The following is a 10,911-nucleotide window of genomic DNA, read 5'->3' on the forward strand; positions in this document are numbered from 1 at the left end:
ACCTCGGCGTCGCCTCCGGCAACGGCAAGGGCCAGATCTTCGTCAAGGGCGAGGTCATCAAGACCGTCCCCGAGTCCAGGATCGTGGAGACCCTCATCGAAGAGGCCATGAAGCTCGCCGAGCAGATGGAGAAGGACGGCGTCACCTCCGGCGAGCCCTCCGTCTCCGTCGCGGGCTGACGCCGGCGGCCGGCAGGCGGGGCGACGCCGCTCGGCTTCCGCGGGTACAGTGCGCAGATCAGCAGATCTTAGGGTGAGGCCCCGCACGTGTTGACGCAGACCACCTCCCGCGTGCTCGAACCGAGCGACCTGGACGCCACGCTCGCCGTCCTCGACCGCGAGCCGGTCGCCAACGCCTTCGTGGCCGCCCGCGTGCAGATCGCCGGACTCGACCCGTGGCGGCTCGGCGGCGAGATGTGGGGCTGGTACGAGGACGGCATGCTCACCTCCCTGTGCTACGCGGGCGCCAACCTCGTCCCCATCTGCGCCACCCCGCGGGCCGTGCGCGCCTTCGCCGACCGGGCCCGGCGGGCCGGCCGCCGCTGCTCCTCCATCGTCGGCCCCGCCGAGTCCACCGCCCGGCTCTGGCAGCTCCTCGAACCCGGCTGGGGCCCGGCCCGCGAGGTCCGCGGCCGGCAGCCCCTCATGGTCACCGACCGCACGAGCGCGGACGTCGCCCCCGATCCGCACGTCCGCCGGGTCCGCAAGGACGAGATGGAGCGGATCATGCCGGCCTGCGTGGCGATGTTCACCGAGGAGGTCGGCGTCTCCCCGCTGGCCGGCGACGGCGGCCTGCTCTACCAGGCCCGGGTCGCCGAACTCGTCGGCTCCGGCCGCTCCTTCGCCCGCTTCGACAGCGACGGCCGGGTCGTCTTCAAGGCCGAGATCGGCGCCGCCACCGACCGCGCCTGCCAGATTCAGGGCGTGTGGGTCGCCCCCGAGTACCGGGGGCGGGGACTCGCCGCACCGGGGATGGCGGCCGTACTGCGCCACGCCCTGGCCGACGTGGCCCCGGTGGTGAGCCTGTACGTGAACGACTTCAACACGGCGGCCCGGCGGACGTACCGGCGCGTGGGCTTCCAGGAGGTCGGTTCCTTCATGAGCGTGCTGTTCTGACCCCGGCCGATCGCGCCCGGCACTCAGCCGCGCCACCCCTGTAGGCTCCCCGCCATGGACCTCGTCATCGGCCCCTTGGACCTGTCAGCCCACGTCGACGAGGCCCTCGCCGTCCAGGCCGCCGCCTTCGGGCTCAGCCCCGACGAGGTCGCGGTCCGCCGCCAGATCGTCCTGCGCCACATGACCCACCCCGGCGCCCGCGCCCTCGGCGCCACCACCCCCGCGGGAGACCTCGCCGGCTTCGTCTACGGCATGCCCAACGACCGCACCCACTGGTGGTCCACCGTCGTCGAGCCCTACCTCCGCGCCCAGCACAACGAGGCCTGGCTCGACGACTCCTTCGTCATCACCGAACTCCACGTCCACCCGGCCCACCAGAACCGCGGCGCGGGCCGCTCACTGATCACCACGATCACCGACACCGCCGCCGAGCCCCGCTCGATCCTCTCCGCGATCGACACCGAGAGCCCCGCCCGCGGCCTCTACCGCTCCCTCGGCTACGTCGACCTCGCCCGGCAGGTCCTGTTCCCCAGCGCGCCCCGGCCGTACGCCGTGATGGGCGCACACCTTCCGCTGCGCAGGACGTAAACGGATTTCCGCCGGGCTGGGGCCCCCGGCTAACCTCCTAGCACCACCCTTACGCAGCAGGAGATACGAGAACCATGGCCAACGCACCGGTCCAGCGCATGTCGAAGTTGATGGCGAAGACGCTGCGCGACGACCCGGCGGACGCCGAGGTCCTCAGCCACAAGCTGCTGGTCCGCGCCGGTTACGTGCGCCGCACCGCCGCCGGCCTGTGGAGCTGGCTGCCGCTCGGCAAGAAGGTCCTCGGGAACATCGAGCGCATCGTGCGCGAGGAGATGGACGCCATCGGCGCCCAGGAGGTGCAGCTCCCCGCCCTGCTGCCGCGCGAGCCGTACGAGGCGACCGGCCGCTGGCAGGAGTACGGCCCCGAGCTGTTCCGCCTCCAGGACCGCAAGGGCGGCGACTACCTCCTCGGCCCCACCCACGAGGAGATCTTCACGCTGCTGGTGAAGGACCAGGCGTCCTCCTACAAGGACCTGCCGGTCATCCTCTACCAGATCCAGAACAAGTACCGCGACGAGGCCCGCCCCCGGGCCGGCATCCTGCGCGGCCGCGAGTTCCTGATGAAGGACTCCTACTCCTTCGACGTCGCCGACGAGGGCCTCGACGAGTCCTACGCCCTGCACCGCGCCGCCTACCAGCGCATCTTCGAGCGCCTCGGCCTCGACTACCGCATCTGCGCGGCCACCGCCGGCGCCATGGGCGGCTCGAAGTCCGAGGAGTTCCTCGCGCCCGCCGAGGCCGGCGAGGACACCTTCGCGGACTGCCCGAACTGCGACTTCGCCGCCAACACCGAGGCGATCACCTACGCGCTCCAGCCGGCCGACGCGGCCGGCGTGCCCGCCGCCGAGGAGATCCCGACCCCCGACACCCCGACCATCGAGACCCTCGCCGCCTCCCTCGGCGTCCCGGCCTCCGCCACCCTGAAGAACCTGCTGGTCAAGGTGGACGGCGAGATCGTCGCCGTGGGCGTCCCCGGCGACCGCGAGGTCGACATGGACAAGGTCGAGGCGCACTTCGCCCCGGCCGCCGTCGAGCTGGTCACCGCCGAGGACTTCGTCGGCCGCCCCGACCTGGTCCGCGGCTACGTGGGCCCGCAGGGGCTGGGCGAGAAGGTGACGTACATCGCCGACCCGCGCGTGGCGCCGGGCACGGCGTGGATCACGGGCGCCAACAAGGAGCACACGCACGCCAGGAACGTCGTGGCGGGCCGTGACTTCGAGGTCGACGCGTACGTCGACGTCGTCGTGGTCCGGGAGGGCGACCCCTGCCCGAAGTGCGGCACCGGCCTGAAGCTGGACCGCGCCATCGAGATCGGCCACATCTTCCAGCTCGGCCGCAAGTACGCCGACGCCCTGAAGCTCGACGTCCTCGGCCAGAACGGCAAGCCGGCCCGCGTGACCATGGGCTCCTACGGCATCGGCGTCTCCCGCGCCGTCGCCGCCCTCGCCGAGCAGCACGCCGACGACAAGGGCCTCGTCTGGTCCAAGGAGGTCGCCCCGGCCGACGTGCACGTCGTCGCCGCCGGCAAGGCCGTCCAGACCGAGCTGGCCCTCGAGGTCTCCGACAAGCTGGCCGCCGCCGGCGTCCGCGTCCTGGTGGACGACCGGGCCGGCGTCTCCCCGGGCGTCAAGTTCACGGACGCCGAGCTCATCGGCGTCCCGCAGATCCTGGTCGCCGGCCGCCGCTCCGCCGAGGGCGTCGTCGAACTGAAGGACCGCCGTACCGGCGAGCGCGAGGAACTGACGGTCGACGAGGCCGTGGCCCGCCTGACGGCCTGATCCCGGCACTCCGGGGGCGCCCGTCACCGACGGGTGCCCCCGCAGCGTTCCGCCCTACAGCCAGGTCGCGAACTCCAGCAGCAGTTCCGCGTCCCGCTCACGGCCGACCCGGTGGGCCCGCACACCCGACTCGACCGCACGGAACAGCGTCCAGCCGCGCAGCCGCTCCTGGTCGACCTCCAGAGACTCGGCGAGCCGCTTCACCCGCCGCCGGGTCGTCGAGGCGCCCGACGGCTGGGCGATCAGGTCCTCCACCCGGTCCCGCACCAGCCGCGCCAGATCGAAGGCGTTCTCGCCGACCACCGGGTCGGGTCCCACGGCCAGCCACGGCATCCGGTCCCCGGCGAGCACCTTGCTCTGCCGGAACGTGCCGTGCAGCAGCCTCGGTTCGGGCGGCGCGGCCAGCAGTTCCTCGCGGGCCGTGAGCGCCGCGTCCACCAGTGCGGCCACCTCCGGGTCGGCCACGGCACCCGCCCGCATGGCCTCGGCCTGCCGCCCGGTCCGCTCGGCCACCGTCTCGAAGGAGTGACCGGCGGGCGGCTCCACCCACAGCCGCCGCAAGGTGCCCGCGGCCTCCAGCAGCGCCTTGGACTCGGGCAGGGACCGCACCGACACGTCCGGATGCAGCCGCTCCAGCAGCAGCACGCCCTCCGGCGCGTCCCCGTCGAGCAGCTGCACGGCACCGAGCCCGCCCCAGTGGGCGAGGGCCGCCCGCTCGCTCTCCGGCCGGGCCCGGCGGGGAGCCAGCTTGAGCACGGCAGGCGTCCCGTCGGCCCGCCGCACCAGGATCACCAGGCTGCTGCGTCCGCCGGGCACCTGCACCCGCTCCACGGTCGTCCCGCACGCCGCCACGGCCTCCCGCGCCGTCTCCGGCAGCTTCTCCAGCCAGTCGTCACGGGCAGGTGCCGTCTCACCGAGCGCCCTCACCAGACGCCGCGGCGGTTCGAAAGCCATGCGCGAGCCGTTCCCTTCCCGTACGGGACCGCCGTACGTGTTACGCAGTCGGTGACGCGGAAGCCGACGGTGTGCCGGCCCGCTCGGCGAGCCCAGGGAAGGCTACGCTCCCGCCGCGCCAGCGCACGGCCCGGACCGCCGCCTCCCGCAGCGCCCCGGCGGCCGTGGCCCGCAGGCCGCCCTCGGCCGCCCGCACCAGGTCGGAGTAGACCCCGGCCGTCCGGCTCTCCAGCTCGGCCGCCAGCCGCACCGCGGCCGCGGCGTCCGGCACCGCGAAGGGCAGCGCGTACCCGGCCGCCGCGGCCACCGGCCGGCCGCCCAGGTCGCCCACCTCGCGCGCCAGCGCGTCCCGCCGCGCCCGGTGCGCGTCGTACGCCGTCCGTGCCTCGGCGCGCCGGTCCTCGCCGACCCGCCCGCCGACGACCCCGTAGCCGTACACCGCGGCATGCTCGGCCGCCAGCGCCGCCTGGAGAGCGTCCAGCACCCCGTCCTTCGCCTCGCTCACCTGTCAGCCCTCCGTCAGCAGGAACACGTGCGCCGCCCCGGCCGCCGCGACCGAGGCCAGCAACCGCGCCGACTCGCCGGACAGCCCGAGCAGCGCCTCGGCCCGCCGGTCGGCCAGCGCCCGCTCGGCGGCCGCCAGCCCGGCCAGCGCGTCCTTCTCGGTCAGCGGCACGCCCGAGCCGTCCCCCGGCCCGGCGGCCCGCGCGGAGCCCGACGGCGACGCCTTCGGGGAGGCGGTCCGCGCGCCGCCGAACGCGTCGGCGTGCCGCACGACCTCGTCCCGCAGCGGCCGCAGCCGCGCGGCCAGCCGCGGATGCGCGGCGATCACCGCGTCGTACCGCGCGGCCAGCGCCCCGCTGTCCCGCGCCGCACGCGCGCGTGCCCGCTCGTCGGCGGACGGCGCGTCGCCCCCGGTGTCCGGGCCGGCTCCACCGGAACAGCCGGCGAGCAGGGCGGCCCCGGCGGCCGAGGCGAGCAGACTCCTGCGGCGCGGCCCGGACGGCACGCGCGGCGATGGGGGGAACGACACGGCAGACGTCCTCGGCAGACTCGTACGGAACCGACGGGTGAGCGAGGGCGCGCGGCGGGAAGAGCGGGGACCAGCGGCGCGGCACGCCCGTGATCACGGTACCCGGGCCTCGCCCGGGCACCACTCAGCGGCACCGCCGGTCCGGGGTGGACGGCAACACCCCCCGCGACCGGATACCCTTTGACCGGACACGCGCCCCATCCCACAACAGCAAACGCGGCCGAGGAGTCACCCGGATGAGCACCACCCAGAGCGAGAGGCTGCGAGAGCTGCTCGAGCCGCTCGTCACCTCCCAGGGGCTGGATCTCGAAGAGATCGCCGTCGACTCGGTGGGGCGCAAGCGTGTGCTGCGGGTGGTCGTCGACTCCGACACCGGCGCGGACCTCGACCGGATCGCCGATGTGAGCCGCGCGCTCTCGGCGAAGCTGGACGAGACGGACGCGATGGGCGAGGCGGAGTACACCCTCGAGGTCGGCACCCCGGGAGCGGAGCGCTCCCTCACCGAACACCGCCACTACACGCGGGCCGTGGACCGCCTGGTGCGGTTCCAGCTCCACGAGGGCGGCGAGCTGGTCGCCCGGATCCTCGGCGTGGACGACGACGGACTCGACCTCGAAGTGCCCGGCGTGAAGGGCCGCAAGGCCACCACCCGCAGACTCGCCTTCGGCGACATCGACAAGGCACGCGTCCAGGTCGAGTTCAACCGCAAGGACAAGCAGGACCAGAAGGACCAGAAGGACCGGACGGACATGACGGAAGAGGAGGAGGCGTAGCCGTGGACATCGACATGAGCGCCCTGCGGGGCTTGGTACGGGAGAAGGAGATCTCCTTCGACCTGCTGGTCGGGGCGATCGAGTCGGCCCTCCTCATCGCGTACCACCGCACCGAGGGAAGCCGCCGGCACGCGCGCGTGGAGCTCGACCGGGAGACCGGGCACGTGACCGTGTGGGCGAAGGAGGACCTCGACGACCTCGAAGAGGGCCAGCAGGCCCGGGAGTTCGACGACACCCCGTCCGACTTCGGGCGCATCGCGGCCACCACCGCCAAGCAGGTCATCCTGCAGCGGCTGCGCGACGCCGAGGACGACGCGACGCTCGGCGAGTACGCCGGCCGCGAGGGCGACATCGTCACCGGAGTGGTCCAGCAGGGCCGCGACCCGAAGAACGTGCTCGTGGACATCGGCAAGCTGGAGGCCATCCTGCCGGTGCAGGAGCAGGTCCCCGGCGAGACCTACCCGCACGGCACCCGGCTGCGCAGCTACGTCGTCCGGGTGGCGAAGGGCGTGCGCGGCCCGTCCGTGACCCTGTCCCGCACGCACCCCAATCTGGTGAAGAAGCTCTTCGCCCTGGAGGTGCCGGAGATCGCCGACGGTTCCGTCGAGATCGCCGCGATCGCCCGCGAGGCCGGCCACCGCACGAAGATCGCCGTCCGCTCCACGCGCTCGGGCCTGAACGCCAAGGGTGCCTGCATCGGCCCCATGGGCGGCCGGGTCCGCAACGTGATGGGCGAGCTGAACGGCGAGAAGATCGACATCGTCGACTGGTCGGACGACCCGGCCGAGATGGTGGCGAACGCCCTCTCCCCGGCCCGCGTCTCCAAGGTCGAGGTCGTGGACCTGGCGGCCCGCTCCGCGCGGGTGATCGTGCCGGACTACCAGCTGTCGCTGGCGATCGGCAAGGAGGGCCAGAACGCCCGGCTCGCGGCCCGGCTGACCGGCTGGCGGATCGACATCCGGCCGGACACCGAGCAGCCGTCCGAGCGGCCCGCGGAGTAGGACGGCCCGGCGGCCGGCCGGGAATAGATCCAGGCCGCCCGCCGCTGAGATCACGACAGGTTGGCGCACGGCACGTGTTCGATTCTTGCCCCAAAGGGGTGAGGTCGGTCCGGGGAGGTAGACTTAGCGGTGTCTGGCCGGACAGCTGGCCGCGCATGCCCTGAGCGCACCTGCGTGGGGTGCCGGGAGCGAGCGGTCAAGAGCGAGCTGCTGCGGACCGTGGTGATCGAGGACGAGTGCGTCCCCGATGCACGCGGTACGCTGCCCGGCCGGGGTGCGTACGTGCACCCCGCCACGGTCTGTGTCGACCAGGCAGTGCGCCGCAAGGCGTTCCCGCGGGCGCTCCGCGTCCCGGGTCCGCTCGACGTAAAGGCGTTGCGCCGCTACGTCGAGCAGGCACAAGGTTGCTGAAAGCACCATGTGAGCAACCTGGTAAGGAAGACGAGCCGCACGGAACCCCGTGCGGCCTGGTACCTCGCGAGTCGAAAGCAGGTCGAGATTGCGATGAGCACTCGATGAGTACGCGATGAGTACGCCCATGAACTAGCGACGGTCCGGACGCAACCCGGACCTCAGAGGAGCGAAGTGGCTAAGGTCCGGGTCTACGAACTCGCCAAGGAGTTCGGTGTCGAGAGCAAGGTCGTCATGGCCAAGCTCCAGGAACTCGGTGAATTCGTCCGTTCGGCGTCTTCGACCATCGAAGCGCCCGTTGTACGCAAGCTGACAGACGCCTTGCAGCAGGGCGGTGGCAACGGCAAGTCCGCCAAGCCCGCCCCCCGCAAGGCGGCCCCCAGGCCCGCCGCGCCCTCTCCGGCGCAGGCGGCACGTCCGGCCGCGCCGCGGCCGGCCGCACCCAAGCCCCCGGCCGCGGAGCAGCCCGAGACTCCGTCGGCGCCCGCGCCGGCAGCCTCGGGTCCGCGTCCGACGCCGGGCCCCAAGCCGGCTCCGCGTCCGGCTCCGGCCGCACCGGAGTTCACCGCGCCTCCGGCGGCTCCCGCCGCCCCGGCGCCGTCCGGCCCCCGGCCCGGCGCGCGTCCCGGCGCCCCGAAGCCCGGCGGTCGTCCCGCCGGTCCCGGTCAGGACCGCGGTCAGCAGGGCGGCCAGGGCCGTCCCGGTGGCCAGCGTCCCGGTGCCCCGGCACAGCGTCCCGGCGGCCGCCCCGGCGGTCCGCGTCCGGGCAACAACCCCTTCACCTCCGGCGGCAACGCCGGCATGGCGCGCCCGCAGGCGCCCCGTCCCCAGGGCGGCGCGCGTCCCGGCGGCCCCGGTGCCCCCGGCGCCGGTCCCCGTCCGCAGGCTCCCGGCCAGGGCGGCGGTCCGCGTCCCCAGGCTCCGGGCGGCAACCGCCCGAGCCCGGGCTCGATGCCGCGTCCGCAGGGCGGCGCGGCCGGTCCCCGTCCCGGCGGCGGTCCGCGTCCGAACCCCGGCATGATGCCGCAGCGTCCCGCTGCCGGCCCGCGTCCCGGCGGTGGCCCCGGCGGCCGCGGCCCGGCCGGTGCCGGTCGTCCCGGTGGCGGCGGTCGTCCGGGCGGCGGCGGCTTCGCCGGCCGTCCCGGTGGCGGCGGCGGTGCCGGTCGTCCCGGTGGCGGCGGCGGCTTCGCCGGTCGTCCCGGTGGCGGCGGCTTCGGTGGCGGCGGTGGCCGTCCCGGCTTCGGCGGCCGTCCCGGCGGTCCCGGTGGCCGTGGTGGCACGCAGGGCGCCTTCGGCCGTCCCGGCGGTCCCGCGCGTCGCGGTCGCAAGTCGAAGCGGCAGAGGCGCCAGGAGTACGAGGCCATGCAGGCCCCGTCGGTCGGCGGCGTGATGCTGCCTCGCGGCAACGGCGAGACCATTCGCCTGTCGCGCGGTGCGTCGCTCACCGACTTCGCGGAGAAGATCAACGCCAACCCGGCGTCGCTCGTCGCGGTCATGATGAACCTCGGCGAGATGGTCACCGCGACCCAGTCCGTCTCCGACGAGACGCTCCAGCTCCTCGCGGGCGAGATGAACTACAACGTTCAGATCGTCAGCCCGGAGGAGGAGGACCGCGAGCTGCTCGAGTCCTTCGACCTGGAGTTCGGCGAGGACGAGGGCTCCGAGGAGGACCTGGTCGTCCGTCCGCCGGTCGTGACCGTCATGGGTCACGTCGACCACGGTAAGACCCGACTGCTCGACGCCATCCGCAAGACGAACGTCATCGCGGGCGAGGCCGGCGGCATCACCCAGCACATCGGTGCCTACCAGGTCGCGACCGAGGTCAACGAAGAAGAGCGCAAGATCACCTTCATCGACACCCCGGGTCACGAGGCGTTCACCGCCATGCGTGCCCGTGGTGCTCGCTCGACCGACATCGCGATCCTGGTCGTCGCGGCCAACGACGGCGTCATGCCGCAGACGGTCGAGGCGCTCAACCACGCGAAGGCGGCCGACGTGCCGATCGTCGTCGCGGTCAACAAGATCGACGTCGAGGGTGCCGACCCGACCAAGGTGCGCGGTCAGCTGACCGAGTACGGCCTGGTGGCCGAGGAGTACGGCGGCGACACCATGTTCGTCGACATCTCCGCCAAGCAGGGTCTGCACATCGACTCGCTGCTGGAGGCCGTGGTCCTCACGGCCGACGCCTCGCTCGACCTGCGGGCCAACCCGAACCAGGACGCGCAGGGCATCTCGATCGAGTCCCGTCTCGACCGCGGCCGCGGTGCCGTGGCGACGGTCCTCGTCCAGCGAGGCACGCTGCGGGTCGGCGACACGATGGTGGTGGGCGATGCCTACGGCCGCGTGCGCGCCATGCTCGACGACAACGGCAACAACGTCGCCGAGGCGGGTCCGTCGACGCCGGTCCAGGTCCTGGGCCTGACCAACGTCCCGGGTGCCGGTGACAACTTCATCGTGGTCGAGGAGGACCGTACGGCCCGCCAGATCGCGGAGAAGCGCGCCGCCCGCGAGCGGAACGCCGCGTTCGCCAAGCGCACGCGCCGCGTGTCGCTGGAGGACCTGGACAAGGTGCTCAAGGCCGGCGAGGTCCAGCAGCTGAACCTGATCATCAAGGGTGACGCTTCCGGTTCGGTCGAGGCCCTCGAGTCCTCGCTGCTCCAGCTGGACGTCGGCGAAGAGGTCGACATCCGCGTCCTGCACCGTGGTGTCGGTGCGGTCACGGAGTCCGACATCGACCTGGCGATGGGTTCTGACGCCATCGTGATCGGCTTCAACGTGCGCGCCGCCGGGCGTGCCGCGCAGATGGCCGAGCGCGAGGGTGTGGACGTCCGGTACTACTCGGTCATCTACCAGGCGATCGAGGAGATCGAGGCGGCCCTCAAGGGCATGCTCAAGCCGGAGTACGAAGAGGTCGAGCTCGGTACGGCGGAGATCCGCGAGGTCTTCCGCTCGTCCAAGCTGGGCAACATCGCGGGTGTTCTCATCCGCTCCGGCGAGGTCAAGCGCAACACCAAGGCGCGCCTGCTGCGCGATGGCAAGGTCATCGCGGAGAACCTCAACATCGAGGGTCTGCGTCGCTTCAAGGACGACGTCACCGAGATCCGCGAAGGCTTCGAGGGCGGTATCAACCTCGGAAACTTCAACGACATCAAGGTCGACGACGTCATCGCGACGTACGAGATGCGCGAGAAGCCGCGGGTGTGACACCCGGCTGCTCCGGCCGGCCGACGGGACCAGTCCCCACGGCCGGCCGCCCGC

The 10,911-nt window shown here is 73.2% G+C and carries 10 protein-coding genes and 1 pseudogene; 8 read left to right on the forward strand and 3 right to left on the reverse strand.

The window, feature by feature from the left end:
- The 4 genes and pseudogenes from ACFWJB_RS34980 to ACFWJB_RS34995 form a co-directional block, all read left to right on the forward strand.
- A pseudogene (locus tag ACFWJB_RS34980) lies at positions 1 to 179 on the forward strand (4-hydroxy-3-methylbut-2-en-1-yl diphosphate synthase); the annotation flags it as partial.
- A gap of 87 nt (positions 180 to 266) precedes the next feature.
- Positions 267 to 1,115 carry a GNAT family N-acetyltransferase gene (locus tag ACFWJB_RS34985; RefSeq protein WP_386927330.1) on the forward strand — a complete coding sequence of 283 codons (849 nt, stop codon included), beginning with the start codon at positions 267 to 269 and terminating at the stop codon, positions 1,113 to 1,115.
- Positions 1,116 to 1,169: 54 nt separating this feature from the next.
- Complete coding sequence (locus ACFWJB_RS34990) at positions 1,170 to 1,703, forward strand: GNAT family N-acetyltransferase (RefSeq protein ID WP_386927332.1); 534 nt, start codon at positions 1,170 to 1,172, stop codon at positions 1,701 to 1,703.
- Between the two features lie 74 nt (positions 1,704 to 1,777).
- On the forward strand, positions 1,778 to 3,481 hold the full coding sequence (locus tag ACFWJB_RS34995) for a proline--tRNA ligase (RefSeq protein WP_385472184.1): 1,704 nt from the start codon (positions 1,778 to 1,780) through the stop codon (positions 3,479 to 3,481).
- A gap of 54 nt (positions 3,482 to 3,535) precedes the next feature.
- On the opposite strand, the gene ACFWJB_RS35000 is transcribed toward ACFWJB_RS34995, so the two are convergent.
- From ACFWJB_RS35000 to ACFWJB_RS35010, 3 genes are read right to left on the reverse strand one after another with little or no spacing between them, the layout of a single operon-like run.
- Positions 3,536 to 4,435: an aminoglycoside phosphotransferase family protein gene (locus tag ACFWJB_RS35000; RefSeq protein WP_386927335.1), complete on the reverse strand. Its 900-nt coding sequence runs from the start codon at positions 4,433 to 4,435 to the stop codon at positions 3,536 to 3,538.
- A 40-nt stretch (positions 4,436 to 4,475) separates the two neighbouring features.
- Complete coding sequence (locus ACFWJB_RS35005; protein WP_385472190.1) at positions 4,476 to 4,940, reverse strand: DUF4439 domain-containing protein; 465 nt, start codon at positions 4,938 to 4,940, stop codon at positions 4,476 to 4,478.
- Between the two features lie 3 nt (positions 4,941 to 4,943).
- On the reverse strand, positions 4,944 to 5,468 hold the full coding sequence (locus tag ACFWJB_RS35010) for a hypothetical protein (RefSeq protein WP_385472193.1): 525 nt from the start codon (positions 5,466 to 5,468) through the stop codon (positions 4,944 to 4,946).
- Positions 5,469 to 5,704: 236 nt separating this feature from the next.
- On the opposite strand from ACFWJB_RS35010, the gene rimP reads away from it, so the two are divergent.
- From rimP to infB, 4 genes are all read left to right on the forward strand, one after another.
- Entirely contained in the window at positions 5,705 to 6,241 is a 537-nt protein-coding gene (gene rimP, locus ACFWJB_RS35015) for a ribosome maturation factor RimP (protein ID WP_385472195.1), read from the forward strand.
- A gap of 2 nt (positions 6,242 to 6,243) precedes the next feature.
- The gene (gene nusA / locus ACFWJB_RS35020; protein ID WP_385472198.1) at positions 6,244 to 7,242 is read left to right on the forward strand and encodes a transcription termination factor NusA; all 999 of its coding nucleotides are present in this window, start codon (positions 6,244 to 6,246) and stop codon (positions 7,240 to 7,242) included.
- A 129-nt stretch (positions 7,243 to 7,371) separates the two neighbouring features.
- Positions 7,372 to 7,653, forward strand: a complete 282-nt coding sequence (locus ACFWJB_RS35025) for a YlxR family protein (RefSeq protein ID WP_385472201.1) — start codon at positions 7,372 to 7,374, stop codon at positions 7,651 to 7,653.
- A gap of 174 nt (positions 7,654 to 7,827) precedes the next feature.
- Positions 7,828 to 10,857: a translation initiation factor IF-2 gene (infB, locus tag ACFWJB_RS35030; RefSeq protein WP_385472204.1), complete on the forward strand. Its 3,030-nt coding sequence runs from the start codon at positions 7,828 to 7,830 to the stop codon at positions 10,855 to 10,857.
- Positions 10,858 to 10,911: the final 54 nt, after the last annotated feature.

The organism is Streptomyces sp. NPDC127100 (genome assembly GCF_042724095.1).
Classification (GTDB): Bacteria; Actinomycetota; Actinomycetes; order Streptomycetales; family Streptomycetaceae; genus Streptomyces.

Coding starts and splice junctions, on each gene's coding strand:
- ACFWJB_RS34990 (WP_386927332.1), top strand. CDS start 1,170: ATGGACCTCGTCATCGGCCCCTTGGACCTGTCAGCCCACGTCGACGAG.
- rimP (WP_385472195.1), top strand. CDS start 5,705: ATGAGCACCACCCAGAGCGAGAGGCTGCGAGAGCTGCTCGAGCCGCTC.
- ACFWJB_RS34995 (WP_385472184.1), top strand. CDS start 1,778: ATGGCCAACGCACCGGTCCAGCGCATGTCGAAGTTGATGGCGAAGACG.
- ACFWJB_RS35000 (WP_386927335.1), bottom strand. CDS start 4,435: ATGGCTTTCGAACCGCCGCGGCGTCTGGTGAGGGCGCTCGGTGAGACG.